Raw genomic sequence first — 18,156 nt, 5'->3', positions numbered from 1 at the left:
GAACCATGTTCAGAAAGCGCTTTCTTTTAGTTCTGCTATTGCTATCATCCGGGAAGGTATCGGAGGCCCAGGAAACGACATCTTTTGGTAAGTATGTAAATCCCTTCATCGGAACAACACCGGTAACAGATTCCGCTATTCTCGGATACCGGTTACCGGATGGCTGGCGGCCCTGGTCGGGCCTCGTATTCCCCGGCTCTTCCCTGCCCAATGCCATGGTACAGCTAAGTCCCATAACGGAATATGGTTCGGGCGCCGGATATGAATATGAAGATACGCTTATCTATGGCTTTACACATACGAATAAAGGCCACTGGAACCTGTGTAATATCCCGGTGCTTCCATTTTCCGGTACCGGGGATGATAGGACCCACGTATCCCGTTTTTCACACGGCCGGGAGTCTGCTTCTCCGGCTTACTACCAGGTATATCTTGAAGATTACAAAATCAATGTGCAGCTTACCTCTACATTAAGATGCGGCTATCACCGGTATGAATATGGCAATAATGTAAACCGGAAGATCCTTTTCGACCTCGCCAGGGCCAATAACCGGGTAACCGGCTGGATGATCGACCAGGTGGACCCATCGACGGTAAAAGGGTATCAGGTAGCCGGCGGCGATAAGATTTATTTTTACGCAGTGTTAAATAAAAAAATAGCCGGACTGCAGAAAATAATGGAAGGAGCAGCTGAAGGCAGGGCCATCGTTGATGTGGCCGATGGAGATAAAACCCCGGTGGAACTCCGGATCGGCTTGTCATTTGTAAGTACGGAGAATGCCCGGGAGAACCTGGAACAGGAGATCGGCCAGCAGTCATTCGATGCCATCCGTAAAACAGGTGCAGCTGTATGGGAAAAAAAATTATCCGCCATACAGGTGAAGGGCGGAACCGAAAAACAACGGCAGCTGTTCTATTCCAGTCTTTACCGGTCGCTGTTATGGCCGGCATTGCGCAGTGACGTGAACGGGGAGTATACCGATGTAAAAAAACAGGTGGTAAAAGCTGCCTTCAATTATTACACCATTCCTTCTTTATGGGATACCTATCGTAACAAAGATGTGTTGCTGAGTATTGTTTCTCCGGATGTGGCACTGGATGTGATCCGGTCGTTAAAAGATATCGGGGATAAGACCGGTTTTATCCCTACATTCTTTCATGGAGACCATGCAGCTTCTACCATTACGGGCGCTTATCTGAGAGGGATCAGGAACTTCGATGTGAAGGATGTCTACCGGCTGCTGTTGCGGAACGCTACGGTGGAAGGAGGTACCCGTCCTTATATAAAAGAGTATATGGAGCGGGGCTATGTATCCGAAGAGGATATCGCTGCCCCGCATGTAGAAACAAAGGCGAAAGCAGGTGTTTCAAAAACACTGGAATACGCCTATGATGATTACTCGCTTGCATTGCTGGCAAAGGCATTGGGGGATAGCGCGCATTATAAAGAATTGCTGCGGCGCTCGGGAAATTACCGGAATGTATTTGATCCCACCACCCGGTTTATGAGAGGAAAACTGGAAAACGGGCAATGGGTAAAGAATTTTAACCCGGAGTATCCTTATTATGAATACATGTACCGCGAGGCGAATGCCTGGCAATTATCCTTCTACGTACCGCATGATATGCAGGGACTGATCGGCCTGTACGGTGGTGAAAAACCGTTTGAAGAAAAACTCGATTCATTCTTTACGCTACCCTGGAATCCAACATATATTGCGCGTAATGTGGAGACGATGATCGGGCAGTATTGCCATGGCAACCAGCCGGACCATGAAGCGCCCTATGCGTATTATTTTATAGGGAAACCGGAAAAATCCCAAAAGATCATCGACCGCATTCTGAACGAGCTTTATGGTATCGGGAAAGAAGGACTTGGTTTGAGTGGGATGGATGATGCGGGGGAAATGTCTGCCTGGTATGTCTGGAATGCACTCGGGCTTTATGCTTTCTCGGCATCCGATCCGGAATACATCGTTACGGTACCTTTGTTTGATGAAGTAAAGTGGCGGCAGGAGAACGGAAAGTCACTGATCATTAAAAAGTCGGGCACCGGCCGCAGGCTTCGCAAGGTCACGGTGGATAAGGGTACCGCACATGATTATTTTGTAGGCCACGATTGTTTTGTGAACGGAGCTGAGATCCGTATCCACACGAACTAGATGCGGCATTTCTTGGTTTTAGCAGGATTTACAGAATTATGAAACGTAAATTGGTAGCAGGAGTAGATATTGGTGGTTCGCATATCACAGCAGCCCTGATCGATCCTTTCACAAAAACGATCATTGCAACTACCAGAACCCGGAGAATGGTTGATGCGGCTGCAACAGCAACAACATTACTGGAAGCGTGGGCCGGTACGATCGTCAACTGTTTTGCAGCTGCGGATCAGCCTGTTGGTAAGATCGGTGTGGCCATGCCCGGGCCATTTGATTATGAAAAAGGCATCTCCTATATAAGGGGACAACATAAGTTCGAAGCGCTGTATCAGGTCAATATTAAAAAAGAGCTGGCCGGCCGTTTAGGTATTCTCCCAAAAGGGATCGTGTTTACCAATGATGCGGAATGCCAGCTGAAGGGTGAAATGATAAACGGGGCGGGAAAGGGGCTTGAAACAGCATTAGGACTTACCATCGGCACCGGTCTGGGCAGTGCGGTTGCGATACAGGGAAAAGTAAAAGATGCCGGCCTGTGGCAAAGCCCTTTTAAAGAAACGATCGCGGAAGAATACTTATCTGCGCAGTGGTTCCGGCAGCGTTATTTTGAACTGACCGGTAAGGAAGCGCGCAATGTCCGGGAGATCGCAAAAGAGGCGGAAGCCGACGGCCGCGTGGAGACCGTTTTCTCCGAATTCGGAGCGAACCTGGGCAGTTTCCTGGCAGCGCAGCTCAGAAAACATAAGACAAAAACCGTCATTCTCGGAGGTAACATCGCACGCGCCCATCTGTTGTTCCTTCCTTCCCTGCAGCAACTTCTTCAGCAGCAGCGCACGGATGTTTCGATCAGGATCGCAGCGCTTTGGGAAGATGCCGGTCTGATCGGGGCGGTCAGTCACTTGCTGACCGGTCTGGTAATGTAACATATCCCGGTGCCGGCCAATCCTGTTTTTTAGAAACCATACCCGGCGGCAAAATGATTACCGCGTTGCGGGTAGCGTTGCATACATCAACCTGCTGCGCTCATTATTATTTTTGCAGCTATTGCCCGTTTGCCCGTGTGGTCCCCGGCAGCGCCGCACGCGGACAAGGGTTAAAGAATACCCCCGCAGATCTGCACTCTGCAGTGGCTCCATGTTCTTTTTTTTCAAAAACAATACCCGGTAAATAGCATCAGAACGAAAAGGCTAAGATTGTATAAACTTGGGATAATAGCCTATAAGTAACGACGGAGAACCTGCTATAAATTTGATGTATTGATTACCGCAGCGTTTGCATTGTCATAAGCGATCAGCTATTTGCCCTGCACAGGCAGGATGATTGCGCGCTGGCAACCCTGTACTTAAAATGAGCATGTCCATATGAAAGTGAATTATTTTTTATTAAAGTATTTTTTGTTCCTGTTATTTATTATCCCCTGCGGGAGTATAAAAACAACTGCACAAAACGGACCGGCGGAGATCAAAGGCCAGGTAAAGGATGCGGAAAATACCGGTCTTTCCGCCACTACCGTCCGCGTAAAAGGAACTGACCGCGTAACCGCTTCTGATGATAAAGGGTTCTACTCGATCACCGCTGCATCCCATGAGATGCTGCTGTTTTCTCATGTCGGATATCTTGACAAAGAAGTAGAAGCAGCGCAGCTGCAAAGCAGTGGGGGCATGGTGCTCCTGGATCCGGTTGACGATAAGCTGGATGAAGTGGTGGTGGTCGGATACGGAACCGTAAAGAAAAAAGACCTGACAGGTGCCGTCATCGCCTTATCGCCAAAGGATTTCAATAAGGGCGCCATCACCTCGGCCGACCAGCTGATAGCGGGAAAGGCGGCCGGTGTGCAGGTGGTGCAGAACAGCGGCGAGCCCGGAGGCGGGATCTCTGTTAATATCCGCGGTGTGGGATCCATTAATGGTGGTAACAGTCCCTTATATGTGGTGGATGGGTTGCCGCTCGACAACTCGTCGGCAGTGAGCGGATCCGGCACCAATTTTACGGGGATGAAAACACCCCGGAATCCGCTGAATTCCATTAATCCGAATGATATCGCTTCCATCGAGATCTTAAAAGATGCCTCAGCTACGGCTATTTACGGATCGCGCGGAGCAAACGGCGTGGTACTGATCACGACAAAAAGCGGTAAATCGGGTGCTTTAAAAGTAACCTATGATGTTTATGCAGGCATTCAGAACGTGGCGCATAAGATTGAGCTGCTCAATCCGGTGCAATACAAAGACGTCATCAACGCGATCATCGATGAAGGGGGCGGAAGCAGCTCCCAGAAAGTGCAGGAGATCGCCGGGAACGGCACCGACTGGCTGGAACAGGCGTATCACCGTAATGCGGGTATCCAGAATCATAATCTTTCGCTTTCGGGCGGTAATGAAAAGACCTCCTTTATGGCCTCGCTGAATTATTATGACCAGGACGGAATACTGATCCGTTCGAATAACAAACGCTACACGGCCCGCGTGAACCTGGAGCACCGGGCATCGGAGAAATTTAAAATGGGCATCAATGTAAGCACCGGCTATGTAAAGGACCGGTATGTGCCAAATGGTATGGATCTGAATGAGCGTGCAGGGATCATCTATGCCGCTATGAATTATGATCCGACCTTGTCCATCTATGATGAACAGGGAAAGTATACGTTGTCAAAAGACATGAATATCGATAACCCGCTTGCTATTGCAAACGGGAAAACGGCGGTCTCTGATCTGTACCGGACCTTTGGTACTATGTATGGTGAATACACTATACTGAAAGGCCTGTCTGCCAGACTGAATATCGGAGGAGATGTAGTGAACCAGCGCCGGGATACCTACGTCGGGCGCTTAACGATCGACGGTGCCGCAGCAGGTGGTATCGCCAGCATCTTAAACGGTAAGAACAGCAACTACCTGGTGGAAGGGACCCTGAATTATAAAAAAGATCTGAAGAACAGTTCCATCAATGCAGTAGTGGGTATGACGGGGCAGCGGTTTGTAGAGAATGCATCAACCGCTGAAGGCAGAGGGTTTCCTTCAGATGCCGTCGGCACCGATAACCTGGGGCTGGGCAACCCGGCAGCTGCCGTGAATTCCAGCAGCAAAAGCGAGAACAGCCTGCTTTCCTACCTGGGACGTGTTAATTATGTGCTGCATAATAAATACCTCTTAACGGGAACGATGCGGATCGATGGCTCTTCAAGATTCGGAGCGAACAATAAGTTCGGGTATTTTCCTTCGGTAGCGCTGGGATGGAAAATAAATGAAGAATCCTTTTTGAGCGATGTATCTGAAATAACGAACCTGAAGCTAAGGGCCAGCTGGGGGCGTACCGGCAACCAGGAGATCGGGAACTACCAGTCGATGTCTACATTTGGTACCGGTCTGAAAACGGTATTTGATGGCGTGCAGGTAACATCGCTTACGCCTTCAAGGATCGCCAACCCGGATCTGAAATGGGAAACCGCGGAGCAGCTGAATATTGGCGTTGATTTCGGATTGTTCGGGAACCGCCTGTCGGGAAGCCTGGAATGGTATTCAAAAACCACGAGGGATATGTTGCTGAGCCTGCCCGTTCCGCGTTCAACGGGTTTTGCGACGATGCTGAGTAATGCAGGGAGTATGCGCAATACCGGGGTTGAGATCATGCTGTCAGGAGATATTCTTACCGGCCCCTTTACCTGGAACGCCAATGCCTCCTTTAATACACTAAAGAACCGGGTGTTGGATCTGGCCGGTATTTCCAATATCATTTCGGGTAGTGCGGGCTCTACTTCCCAGATCGCCATAACCGAGGTAGGCCAGCCGGTGAACGCATTCTATGGGTATATCATCGACGGGGTCTGGCAGCAGAACGATGATTTTTCAAAGACGAAAGACAACGTAAAACCCGGGGATCTCCGGTTCCGCGATATCAACGGAGACCAGGTAGTAAATGCGGATGACCGGGTGATCATCGGGAAATCCTTCCCGGATCTGATGGGCTCGTTTACCAGTAATTTCGGCTACAAGAATTTCCAGCTCTATGTTTTTCTCGAAGGGGTAAAAGGAGTGTCCATGCTGAACAATAATATGGTGGATACCTATTTCCCGGCGAACCTGAAACGGAACCGGCTGGCGGAGCCCCTGTTGAACAGATGGACGGAATCCAATCCTTCCAACGTATACCCGTCTTTTGTGACGCCCAATGCGCAGGGACAAAAGACCGTTAACTCCTATACGGTGGAAGATGCTTCCTACCTGCGGCTGAATACGATCCGGCTGAGTTATGCTGTACCGCTGAAGAAAGGTGTGATAAAGGGTGCAACGGTTTACCTCTCTGCCCAGAACATCTGGACGCTTACCGACTACACGGGATACGACCCGGCGCTGAACCCGTACGGGGGCGCCAATTTCCGGATCGACTGGAATGCCTATCCTTCATCCAAGACCTTCCTGGCCGGAGTAACCATCGATCTTTAAAATTTAAAAACCTAAAGTTATGATACAGAAAAGACGAATTTATATTGCGGTATTAGGTTTTGCACTGTTGTCTTTTTCTTCCTGTAAAAAATTCCTGGAAGAGAAAATCTATTCACAGCTGGCCCCCGATAATTTCCTGAATACGGAAGACGGGATAAAAGCATTGCTGAACGATGCCTACGCCCGTGCGGCCAATATGAATACCAATAATTCTATTTATGTAATAGCTCCTCAGGAATGGACCACGGATATCCTGTACCAGTCGGGAGATAATGTGGAACGCGACGCCCGGAACTTTATCAATTTCAGCTGGGATCCCACGATCGATTTTATCGGTAACAACTGGGATGCGCCTTACCAGGCCATCCGTGATGCCAATCTGTTATTGAATAATATCGGGACGGTTCCCATTTCAGACCCGGCAAAAGCCTCCTATACGGCGGAATTCCGTTTTCTCCGGGCAATCAGTTATTACAAGCTCTATTTTTTCTTTGGCCCTGTACCGCTGCGGACAGAAACCACCAAAGAACTGCAGTTAAAAAGGGCCACGGACGATGAGATGAAAGCATTTATCGAATCGGAACTTTCGGCTGTAGCGGCTGCGCTGCCGGACCCGGGTGGGAAGCTGGCTTACGGGCGGGCACACAGGGCCGCTGCGCTGGGCTTCCTTTGCAAATTCTACCTGAATACAAAACAATGGCAGAAATGCGCGGATATAGCGGACCAGATCATAAGCGGGTTTGATTATGCACTTTTCAACGATTATCAGCAGCTGTTCAGTGTGGCCAATGAACGCAACAAAGAATATATCTGGGTACGGCCGGCCCTGGCCAGCAGCGACCGTGCTACTGCCAACAGCTGGATGAACACAGCATTCCCGGATAATTTTTCAGAAGCGCCGTCCCTTGGGGTCAAATTCCTTTCCACCTATGTGAACTGGCCCAATGAGTTCAGGATTTATGATGCTTTTTATAATTCCTTTGAGCCGGGGGATAAACGGCGGAGCCTGCTGGTTACATACTATATCAATACATCAGGACAGACAATATCATTGCTTGGCAGCGATAATATCCGGTCTTTTAAATACCTTCCGGATCCCAATGCCATGGGGGCTTCTCATGGGAATGATATCCCGGAGATCCGTTATGCGGATATCCTCCTGGCAAGGGCGGAAGCACTCAATGAATTAAACGGTCCTGCCCAGGCGGCATTGGGCCTGATTAACCAGGTGCGCACAAGGGCGGGTTTGAAGAACCTTCTGCTGACGGACTATCCCACTAAAGAAAGCCTTCGGGATCATATACTGGCTGAAAGGGGATGGGAATTCTTTTCAGAAGGACAGCGAAGAATGGACCTGATACGGATGGACAAATTTATATCCGGTGCACGGCAGCGCGGAAAAACAAATGCCCAGCCGTTTCATGTTTATTTTCCGATCCCCCAGGTGGTGATGGATTCGGATCCGTTGCTGATCCAGAATGAAGGATACTAAAACGGCATTGGTTAGAAGGACAGGATATGAATACTAAAAGATATTATATGAGATTATTTGCAGGGATACTTTTTCTGAATTTGCTGATAGCAGCCGGTGCCCGGGCCCAGGCGTTTAAAAACGTTCCCGGCACTGTTGTGGCGCATCTTCCGGCTTCAGGCGGACAATATATCGGATCGCCAAGTCTGGCTGTACTTCCCAACGGGGACTATATAGCTTCGCATGATCTGTTTGGTCCGAATAGTTCGGAGTTTGTGCAGGCCGTTACCCGGATCTTCCGTTCATCCGATAAAGGACGCACCTGGAAGCAGGTCAGCGAAGTGACCGGTGCTTTCTGGTCGAGCCTGTTTGTGCACAGGGGGGCGCTTTATTTATTGGGGCCGGACCGGCACCACGGCACGGTATTGATACGCCGCTCGGAAGACGGAGGCAGCACGTGGACCCAACCTACCGGAGCAGGGAACGGGCTGTTGTTGCAGGGGATGTTCCATTGCGCACCAATGCCGGTTGTGGAATACAATGGCCGGCTGTGGCGCCCGATGGAAACCGCACATGGCCCGGTGCTGCAGTGGGGAAAGCGTTATGGCGCAATGGTGCTGTCGGCACCGGTGGATGCGGACCTGCTGAAAGCAACATCCTGGCAGGCTTCCTCTGTAATGTATTACGACAGTACCTACCTGGGCGGGAATTTCGGCGGGTGGCTGGAAGGGAACTTTGTAGTGGATAAGCAGCACCGGATGTGGGATATGCTCCGGGTGGATAATAAGAAAAGCTTTGATGAAAAAGCCGCGATGGTGGCAATAGCGCCGGATGGCAAAACACTCAGCTTTGATCCGGCAGAAGGATTTATTCCCTTTGACGGGGGAAGTAAAAAGTTTGTGATCCGTTACGACAGCGTTTCCCGCGCTTACTGGACGTTCTCCAATTCGATCCCGGAGAAATACCGGGCGGCTTATCCCGACAGAAACCCGGCCTCTTTCAGGAATGTGCTGATGCTTCGCCGGTCGGAGGACCTGGTGCACTGGAAAGATGTAAAAGTGATACTGGAGCACGATGATGTACTCAAACATGGGTTTCAGTATGTAGACTGGCGGGTGGAAGGCAACGATATCCTGCTGCTCTCAAGAACCGCTTATTTTGACGGAACGGCAGATGCCCACAATAACCACGATGCCAATTTTCTTACCTTCCACCGGATCTCCGGATTCCGGAAACTGAAATGATCATAGATGTGCTGCCGTTTATTATTTTTGATCTTCTTCAACATTTTTTTGTTTATGAACCTGACCCGTTGTGGCACCCCGCAATATTCCGGTGAAACACCCGTGCAACTGACCCATAGCAAACAGGGCCATACCCTGCATCACAACGGCGTATTTTCAAAGGACGGACAGTGGGTCGTTTTCGACGGGAGGAATGATGATACCAGGATCGGGGAAACCTCCGTTATCGGGATTGTAAACCTGTATACCGGTGAAGAAAAAATAATCTATCAGACGGCGCATCCTACTCCGTACGGGCCCGGTGTCGGAGCCGCTTCCTTCAGCCCGGTAACGGACCGGGTAGTGTTTATCCATGGTCTTGCAGACGCGGATAAGGAAAAACCCTACAATCCTTCCCGGAGAACCGGTGTGGCTATCGATCTGGAGCGCCCTTTGCTGCCATTGTTCATGGACGCCCGCGATATTACGGCACCCTATACACCGGGCGCTTTAAGAGGCGGAACACATTCCCATTGCTGGAGCGGGGATGGCAGCATGATCAGCTTTACGTATAATGATGAACTGGTGGATCCTGATCTGCGGACCATCGGTGTAATGCTGGATACGGGCCGGCCTGTTCTGGTAGATTCAGTTGCCGGAAATAACAGCGGGCGCTGCTATGCAGCAGTAGCGGCTACTGTAGTCCGGGATCCGCGTCCCGGATCGGATGAGATCAGCAAAGCCTTTGATGAATGCTGGGTAGGCAACAGCGGCTATCGTAACAACAAAGGACAAAAAGTTCCCCATGCGATCGCCTTCCAGGGAAACACCAAAAATGAGAAAGGCCAAACCATTACGGAGATCTTTATTGCCGACCTTGATCCTGCTGCCATACTTAATGATGCCACTGCCGTAGGCAGACGAGGAGAACGGCCCCGTGTTCCCAAAGGGATCAGCGTGCGAAGGGTTTCCCGGAGCATAAAGGGATTGTCTTCCGTAAGACACTGGCTCCGGTCATCACCGGATGGCCGGTATATCTATGCGTTGGCCCCGGACGAAAAAGGGATCAGCCAGCTGATCCGCTGCACGGTAAACAATGGAGCGATCACCTACCTGACCAGCAATCCGTTGCCCATCGATTATTCCTTTAACCTGGACCACACCGGAACGCAGGTGGCTTATGTATCCGGTAATAACATTTATATACAGGACCTGGAACATCATAAAACACGTCAGCTGACCTTTAGTCATCCCGGGGATCAAAAAATAGTTGGCGCACCCTCATTCGCGCCGGATAACAGCCGTATGCTGTTTAATCAATACCAGCCTTCGCAGGACGGGGAGTTCCTGCAGATCATGCAGGTGCAACTAACCCAATAACGGATGCGGTCGCTTTTGTAAACGATTGTTGTCGACCGGATCTGAAACCCGGTTCCGTTTTGTTCAGCGGCGATGAAATAAATGCTGAACCTGCGCCCTCCTTTCATGTATTGTAAAAAGAGAACCCCGGCAGGCGTTTCCTTTCATAAAGACCGGCACGCATTGGGTTGATAATTGAGACCGGTAAGAGCAGCCCCGGAGGTTTCAAGTTTGAACAATCGGTGCAAAGATGTTGTTATTTGCTAAATTTGAAGGTCATGCATCATCTCCATTAAAGAGGGGTGGGTGGCCGTAGGATGAAAGCAAATAAATAGCAGATGAAAAAAATAGGATTCTTATCATTTGGTCATTGGGCCGAGCATCCGGCCTACAGCACCAGAACGGCAGGCGACACCCTGCTGCAATCTATTGATTTAGCTGTAGCTGCAGAAGAACTTGGTATGGATGGTGCCTATTTCCGGGTACATCACTTTGCCAAACAGTTGGCGTCGCCGTTTCCTTTACTGGCAGCCATTGGCGCCAAAACCAGCAAAATTGAGATTGGCACAGGGGTTATTGATATGCGGTATGAAAATCCCTTGTACATGGTGGAAGATGCCGGTGCCGCCGATCTGATTTCCGGCGGCCGGCTGCAATTAGGGATCAGCAGGGGTTCACCGGAACAGGTGATCGAAGGATGGCGTTACTTTGGTTATGAGCCGGCGGCGGGAGAGACGGATGCCGATATGGGCCGCAGAAAAGGACTGGAGTTTTTTGAGCAATTGAAAGGCGTGGGATTTGCCCGGCCCAACCCCAACCCGATGTTTCCCAATCCGCCCGGACTGCTGCGCCTGGAACCCTTTTCCCCGGGGCTGCGTGAACGCATCTGGTGGGGATCTGCTTCCGATGCCACAGCCGTTTGGGCGGGCAAGGTGGGCATGAACCTGCAAAGTTCCACCCTGAAGTTTGATGAAAGCGGTAAGCCGTTCCATATACAACAGGCCGAACAGATCCGGCTGTTTAAACAGGCATGGAAAGAAGCAGGGCATCAGCACAGCCCCCGGGTTTCCGTAAGCCGGTCCGTTTTTGCGTTGGTAAACGATCAGGATCGTTATTATTTTGGTCATGAGGCCGACCGGACCGATAAGATCGGTATCCTGGAAGCCGATAAACCTGCCATTTTTGGAAGAAGCTATGCTGCAGAACCCGATCAGCTGATTGAAGAGCTGGCTAAAGACGAGGCCATCCAGGAAGCGGATACCGTTCTGTTGACGATCCCCAATACCTTGGGTGTGGATTATAATGTACATGTGCTTGCTTCCATACTGGAACATGTGGCACCCGGACTGGGATGGCGGTAAACGGAGATGATTGATGGTGAACAGCATCCGATACAAGACCAGAATTGCAGTGATAGGCGCCGGACAGGCAGGCCTTTCCGCAGCCTATCATTTAAAGAAAAACGGACTGAAAATCGGTCCAGATTATATTATCCTCGACGAAGCGCCCCATCCGGGTAGGGCCTGGCAATACCGCTGGCCTTCGCTTACCCTGAGTACGGTCAACAGAATACACGATTTACCCGGCATGTCTTTCGAAAAAACGCTTGAGACGAATGATGCGGAAGTACAGGCCAATCTAGCTGTACCGTATTATTATGATTTATACGAAAAGAAATTCGATATCCGGGTATATCGTCCGCTAAAAGTGGAACAGGTCTATTCCCGTCAGGAGCGGTTTTACATCGATTCTTCCAAAGCCTTATTTTCTGCCCTGGGTATCATCAATGCAACGGGCACCTGGGAAAGTCCCTACATTCCGGAGTATCCGGGCGCATCTCTTTTTAAAGGAGAACAATTGCATACCAAAGATTTTAAGACGGCGGCTTATTTCAGAGGAAAACATGTTATTGTAGTGGGAGCCGGTATTTCCGCTATTCAGTTGCTCGATCAGATTTCAAAGGTCACCACTACTACCTGGGTTACCCGGCGGCCACCCGAATTCAGGGAAGGGCCTTTTGATGATGTAGCCGGTCACAATGCCGTCGCAATGATGGAAGAAAGAGTAAGAAAGGGCCTGCTCCCTTTATCCGTGGTTTCTGTTACGGGGCTGCCTGTTTCGCCGGCGGTAATCGATATGGAAAAAAGAGGGGTGCTAAAACGTTTCCCCATGTTTAGCGAGATCACCAGGGACGGTGTGAAATGGGAAGATGGGCGCGAAGAAAAAGCGGACGTTATTTTGTGGAATACCGGTTTTAAAAGCGCCCTGGAGCATCTGAAACCTGTTTTACCCCGGGAAGAGCAGGGCGGCATCCTCATGGCCGGAAGACTGGCAACTATGGTTGCCAGAGACCCCCGTATCCATTTAGTGGGTTATGGCCCTTCGGCATCTACCATCGGGGCCAATCGCGCGGGAGCAGCGGCGGCAAGAGAGCTGATGAATACGCTGGAGATTTAATGCATCCGGGACGGGATAAAGAAATGAAATTACCGGCCTGTTTATTTACAGTAAGCGAGGCGACCGATACAAAACAACTTCATCAATTCCACCCATATGCAACATATTCATTTTCGATGCTGCCGTCATCATAGAGGTTCACCATAGCATATCCGTTTTTTGTCTGGTACCTGGGCGTTTTCTGCCACCAGTTACCGCTTACGGCGCCATTGCAGACATAGGTTACTCCATTGTATAATATCTGTTCGCACAGGTGGATATGACCGCTCAGGCACAGCTTTATATTAGGGTGCTGATCAAATAACGAAATGATGCGCGGGGAATCGATGTGCATAGAAGCTAATCCCAGCTCGTACCCCTTGCCTTTATTCTTATTATCTACAACCACGCTTGCCGCGGAAACAATAGGTGCGTGTGAAGCGATGATCACCGGAATATCGGCCGGGGTGTTGGCCAGATCCTGCTGCAGCCAGGCAAATTGCTCTTCATCAAGGGCGCAGGTGTACCAGCTGCCGTCTGGTTTTGGCATGATGCTGTTGAGAATGATGAAATGCCAGCCTGCTTTATCAAAACTGCGGTAAGGTTTGGCAAGACTCATTTTATCCAGTGCGTATTTTACGCCATATAAAGGGTCTGTTTTTTCGCCAAATCCCCAGCAATCGTGATTGCCGATGCAGTATTCAACAGGCAGGGAGTTGTCGCTTTTAAAAGTATCGTTCCAAAGCTTCCATTGGGTCTCTACTCTTTCTTTGGGTTGTTTGAGCGCGTCGAAGATGCAATCCCCGGTGTTTAGAATAAAGGAGGCCGGCTCTTTTTGTAATTGCACATGATGCAGACAGGCTGCGAGTCCGGCGGGAGCATTCAGCTCCGGCTCAATATGCACATCGGTTAAATGGGCGAAACGTAAAACTCTTTTTTTAGCTTTACTTTCTGTAGAGGCAAAAGAACGGATGCCGGGAGCGGCGCTTAGTAAAAAACCAAGACCGGCTTGTTTAAGTAAGGTTCGTCTATTCATAATATACTCTTTGTGCAGCAAAATATTGGTGCAAACCTATTTTACTCAGGCCTTGAATGTTCACCGAAATGAATTCTTAATGATTATTTAATCCCGAACAGAAAGCGGGTTGCAGCTGAGCTTGCAGCTGTTCGGGCAACAGGAGTAATAGCAGATCGGGCATCTACGGAAGGATGGATTGTTTTGGAAGGCTGTTCTCAACCGGCGGGAACTTCTGTCCTTGTGATCAGATCTTGTCAGGTTATTGCGTTACCGGGATGGGCCGGTTTTGGAAACGCATTACCGGATCGTAGGATTTTGTTTATTGCTCTTAAACTCCCGGATGATCTTAACCACAACAGGCGTTGTAACAAGAACAACAATAGCGATGACGGCGTAATTAAGGTATGCCCGTAAAAAGGGCAGGCTGCCGATCAAATAACCTGCCAGGGCAAAGCTGAGAATCCACCCGGCTGATCCTATAAAAACGAAGAGCAGGAAGCGGCCGAACTTTTGTTTGATTATTCCCGCAACGATGGGGCCAAAAGTGCGGATCAAAGGGAGGAAAACGCCGATCGATAGCGCTAAACCTCCATATCTTTTATAGAAATTTTCGGCCTTTGTTAAATACGCCTTTTTAAAAAAACGCGACTCATTCCTGCGGTATAATACAGGTCCTGTTTTATAACCGATGACATAGCCGGTAATATTCCCCAGCAGGGAAGCCAAAACTCCAAGGCCGCATAAGGTCAACAGATGATGATCCAACACGCCGGTTGCAATTAACACACCTGCCATAAAAAGGAGCCCGCCGCTTGGGAGAAAGAAACAAAAGAAAAGGCCTGTCTGCCCGTAAATTGCAAGAAAGACGAGCAGCAATCCCCCGTATTGAATTAATGCTTCAGGATCAAACATTTTGGCCGGTTTTTGTTGCGCAAAAAAGTATTGTTATTACTACGGAGGGCTGGAAGGAGCTGTACCACATCTTATCATCACGCTTTAAATTACCATTTGCTGGCTGTTATCACAGACCACTATTTTCCATATAAAGATACTTTTATTTGCTATTTCCGGCGCTTTGGGTTTATGGATGCGATACTATCTGAAATAAATGATTTTTCAAAGCGTAACAATAATCATATTGAAATTTTAAGGTGCAGCTGCATTACCCGCAGATTTTCACAGAAAACCAGCCTGCGGAGATCTGCGGCGTATTGGATTGGCTCAAATCAGTCAGGGTCCCGGGTTCAATATGGTTCCGCAAAATGGTTACTTTATTAAAAACGGATTTTCGTAAATTTATTCCTGTAAGCCGGATCTTGTTTTAGAGCGCTTGAAGTGCTTAATATAAAGATGCTTTTGACATATGCAGGTTCCGGTACGGGTTGCTGATATAAATCTTCCGGTATGACAAAAAAACCAGGACAACCATAAAGTATTCTGTGATACTTTTGCTCATTGCAGGCGCGCTTTATTTTCTTTATAGCTTTTTCACCGCCTTTGCGCCTCCTGAAGTGAACATTACAAAGGAGTATATTTCAACAAACCGCGATTTCATTAACGGCATTTCAATTGAAAAACTTCGGGTGGATTCCATGGGCGGGGAGGGGTATCCTGTTAAGTATACTGTTATTTATGAAATTTCCTGCAATATACATCACCCAAAAGACAGGCCGTCTGAGCCTCCTGATAAAATTTACTTTGGCAAACCCGGCAGGTATTCGTGGGATGAAGATACCACCAGGATACCGTACATCCATAATGGGTTGTCAAGAACATCCCTCGATTCAACAGGCAAGCTATGGTGGCTCCGTAAATTTGGAGATCACCCGGTTTGTCCTATAAAATTTGAACCGGACCAGTGGTATTTTATTACACTGGGTAATCCGCAGGTGACAGGGATATTCTTTTACATCGATAAAACGGGGAAGGAACACCAACACGTTCTTGCATCCGGTGTTTCGCCAATTTAATGCCGGCTGATCTGAGTGATAATACTGCGTCCAAAGTTACAGATGTGTCTATGGATTTGATTTGAAGGAAGCCTATCCGGCTTTTGGAAGGACATTGACAAGCTGTTGTGGTCGGAGATGTTCCAGCTGATGCCCGATATGTTTCACCAGTTCTATATCGATCGGTTTTGCAGCAACGCGGTAATGGAGACGTTTCAGATCAAATGCCCCGTCTGCTTCAAAAGCGATTTCCTGACCATCGATATTCACAAAAAATTTGTAGTCATAGGCAATCGTTACCAGTCTGCCATAAAATGACATTTCTTCGCCTTTAAATGATATGGGTAACTGAAAGTAGTGTTCCATTTTCTGAAGATATCGTGCAACGAATTTATTCAATCCATCCTGCTTTTTAGCGGTAAGTTTTCCACTTTTTTAGTACAATACAGCTCCTCGCCGGTCACCGATGCAACCTTTTCGAATACATAATCATTTTCAGAGGATTAGATGGATGATCGGATCATTCAATCCGGAATCTCTGGGAGAACCGGGCTTCCGATCTGGTAAATTCAGTGAGAGATTTGCTGGACGATGATGTGGATGATAGGTATTTATTGAAGATCCTTGTACATATAAATGGGATCCATGGAGCTGTTACCTGGTGTAATGGTATGCAGGGCATGGAGATTACCATCTGCGAGACCATAAACCCATCCATGTAAGGTAGGTGCCTGCCGCTCCTGCCAGGCTTTTTGAATGATAGAGGTTTTTGCTAACTTTTCAACCTGCTCCTTCACATTTAATTCTACCAGGCGGTTTGCCCGGGCCGATTCATCCTGGATCTTGTCCAATTCTTCTTTATATGTATAGTAAACGTCCTTAACCTCGCGTAACCACATATTCAATACCTGATGAAAATCATCATGCGTGATCGCTGCTTTTACACCACCGCATCCATAATGACCACAAACGATCACATGTTTTACTTTCAGATGCGCAACAGCATATTCCAGAACGCTGATCAGATTGATATCCGTATGAACAACAACATTGGCGATATTCCGGTGAACAAATATTTCGCCCGAGGTGGTGCCGGTAATTTCATTGGCCGGTACCCGGCTATCGCTGCAACCGATCCACAGGAACTCCGGATTTTGGGTTTCCGACAGGTTGTTAAAGAATTGCGGGTCAACACCGAGCTTTTCGGCCGCCCATTCCTTATTGTTCTTTAATAATTTTTCGAATGATTGCATGCTGTTGTTTCTTAATTTCTATCGATCGCCCGAATGACCCGGACAATCCGTGCTAAGATAGTTAAATTTTTAGTAAGTGCCTGCCCGTCTTCTCCGGAACGAATGCGGGTATCAGGAAGACCGGTACAGGCTTTTCAACGCAGTAGTAAGTAAATCAGTAATTTTGTATGATACAGCATAACACGGATGTCATTAATATTCAGAATACACTTAGAAAAATTTATCCATGTAAATGACAAAGAATTTGAAGGGATATTAAAATTCTTTGACGTAAGGCGCATCGCAAGAAAAGAAAATCTGCTGGAAGAAGGTCAGCTATGCAACCATCATTATTTCGTGTTGGAAGGGTTGCTGCGTCAGTTTTTTGTCAATGAAAAAGGTGTGGAACAAACTACCGACTTTGCCATTGAAACCTGGTGGCTCACCGATAATATCGCTTACGAACACAGATCACCTGCTTCTTTTTATATCCAGGCGGTAGAAAAATCGGAACTCCTTTATATCAGCCGGGAAAATCAGGAAAAACTACTGAACGAATTCCCGGTAATGGAGCGGTATTTTCGCTTTGTTTATCAACGGGCGTTTGCCGCAAGCCAGATGCGGATAAAGTATCATTTTTCATTCTCTAAAGAGGAATTTTATTTTAGCCTGGTTAAAACATATCCTGAGTTTGTACAACGAGTACCGCAATACCTTATCGCGTCCTACCTTGGCTTTACACCCGAATATTTAAGCGAAATACGTAAGAAAAAGATTTCTTAAACCAGTTTAACGGCTTTGAGATTTCTGTTCGTCAACTTTGCAATACCAATCAAAGAAAAAAGATTGGTATTATTTTTTAAAATTCAA

At 48.3% G+C, this 18,156-nt stretch carries 14 protein-coding genes; 10 read left to right on the top strand and 4 right to left on the bottom strand.

The genetic code is table 11. The annotated features are described in order from the left end of the window. The first annotated feature begins 5 nt into the window (after nucleotides 1-5). From K7B07_RS23765 to K7B07_RS23730, 8 genes are all read left to right on the top strand, one after another. On the top strand, nucleotides 6-2,162 hold the full coding sequence (locus K7B07_RS23765) for a GH92 family glycosyl hydrolase (protein WP_223713039.1): 2,157 nt from the start codon (nucleotides 6-8) through the stop codon (nucleotides 2,160-2,162). A gap of 38 nt (nucleotides 2,163-2,200) precedes the next feature. After that, nucleotides 2,201-3,079, top strand: a complete 879-nt coding sequence (locus K7B07_RS23760) for an ROK family protein (RefSeq protein WP_223713038.1) — start codon at nucleotides 2,201-2,203, stop codon at nucleotides 3,077-3,079. Between the two features lie 438 nt (nucleotides 3,080-3,517). Beyond that, nucleotides 3,518-6,598, top strand: a complete 3,081-nt coding sequence (locus tag K7B07_RS23755; protein ID WP_223713037.1) for a SusC/RagA family TonB-linked outer membrane protein — start codon at nucleotides 3,518-3,520, stop codon at nucleotides 6,596-6,598. Nucleotides 6,599-6,617: 19 nt separating this feature from the next. Then, on the top strand, nucleotides 6,618-8,090 hold the full coding sequence (locus K7B07_RS23750) for a RagB/SusD family nutrient uptake outer membrane protein (protein WP_223713036.1): 1,473 nt from the start codon (nucleotides 6,618-6,620) through the stop codon (nucleotides 8,088-8,090). A 47-nt stretch (nucleotides 8,091-8,137) separates the two neighbouring features. Further along, entirely contained in the window at nucleotides 8,138-9,313 is a 1,176-nt protein-coding gene (locus K7B07_RS23745; protein ID WP_223713035.1) for a sialidase family protein, read from the top strand. Between the two features lie 54 nt (nucleotides 9,314-9,367). Beyond that, a complete protein-coding gene (locus K7B07_RS23740) occupies nucleotides 9,368-10,672 on the top strand; it encodes a DUF3748 domain-containing protein (RefSeq protein ID WP_223713034.1) in 1,305 nt (434 codons plus the stop codon). A 317-nt stretch (nucleotides 10,673-10,989) separates the two neighbouring features. Then, on the top strand, nucleotides 10,990-12,012 hold the full coding sequence (locus K7B07_RS23735; protein WP_223713033.1) for an LLM class flavin-dependent oxidoreductase: 1,023 nt from the start codon (nucleotides 10,990-10,992) through the stop codon (nucleotides 12,010-12,012). A gap of 13 nt (nucleotides 12,013-12,025) precedes the next feature. Further along, nucleotides 12,026-13,108 carry an NAD(P)-binding domain-containing protein gene (locus tag K7B07_RS23730; RefSeq protein WP_223713032.1) on the top strand — a complete coding sequence of 361 codons (1,083 nt, stop codon included), beginning with the start codon at nucleotides 12,026-12,028 and terminating at the stop codon, nucleotides 13,106-13,108. Nucleotides 13,109-13,190: 82 nt separating this feature from the next. On the opposite strand, the gene K7B07_RS23725 is transcribed toward K7B07_RS23730, so the two are convergent. Both K7B07_RS23725 and K7B07_RS23720 read right to left on the bottom strand, forming a co-directional pair. Then, the gene (locus K7B07_RS23725) at nucleotides 13,191-14,123 is read right to left on the bottom strand and encodes a metallophosphoesterase family protein (protein ID WP_223713031.1); all 933 of its coding nucleotides are present in this window, start codon (nucleotides 14,121-14,123) and stop codon (nucleotides 13,191-13,193) included. 279 nt (nucleotides 14,124-14,402) lie between these two features. Then, complete coding sequence (locus K7B07_RS23720) at nucleotides 14,403-15,017, bottom strand: DedA family protein (RefSeq protein ID WP_223713030.1); 615 nt, start codon at nucleotides 15,015-15,017, stop codon at nucleotides 14,403-14,405. 527 nt (nucleotides 15,018-15,544) lie between these two features. Between K7B07_RS23720 and K7B07_RS23715 the strand changes: the two genes are divergently transcribed. Beyond that, nucleotides 15,545-16,075 (top strand): hypothetical protein, encoded by a 531-nt coding sequence (locus K7B07_RS23715; protein WP_223713029.1) that lies wholly within the window; start codon nucleotides 15,545-15,547, stop codon nucleotides 16,073-16,075. Nucleotides 16,076-16,147: 72 nt separating this feature from the next. Here the strand turns inward: K7B07_RS23715 and K7B07_RS23710 are convergent, their stop codons facing one another. Both K7B07_RS23710 and K7B07_RS23705 read right to left on the bottom strand, forming a co-directional pair. After that, complete coding sequence (locus K7B07_RS23710; RefSeq protein ID WP_223713028.1) at nucleotides 16,148-16,453, bottom strand: hypothetical protein; 306 nt, start codon at nucleotides 16,451-16,453, stop codon at nucleotides 16,148-16,150. Nucleotides 16,454-16,665: 212 nt separating this feature from the next. Next, nucleotides 16,666-17,307, bottom strand: coding sequence for a carbonic anhydrase (locus K7B07_RS23705; RefSeq protein WP_223713027.1), 642 nt, complete (start codon nucleotides 17,305-17,307; stop codon nucleotides 16,666-16,668). Between the two features lie 186 nt (nucleotides 17,308-17,493). Here K7B07_RS23705 and K7B07_RS23700 point away from each other — a divergent pair, with 186 nt between their 5' ends. Then, on the top strand, nucleotides 17,494-18,069 hold the full coding sequence (locus K7B07_RS23700; RefSeq protein WP_223713026.1) for a Crp/Fnr family transcriptional regulator: 576 nt from the start codon (nucleotides 17,494-17,496) through the stop codon (nucleotides 18,067-18,069). Nucleotides 18,070-18,156: the final 87 nt, after the last annotated feature.

The organism is Niabella beijingensis, from assembly GCF_020034665.1.
GTDB lineage: Bacteria > Bacteroidota > Bacteroidia > Chitinophagales > Chitinophagaceae > Niabella > Niabella beijingensis.
This window is presented reverse-complemented; position numbering and strand designations above follow the sequence as displayed.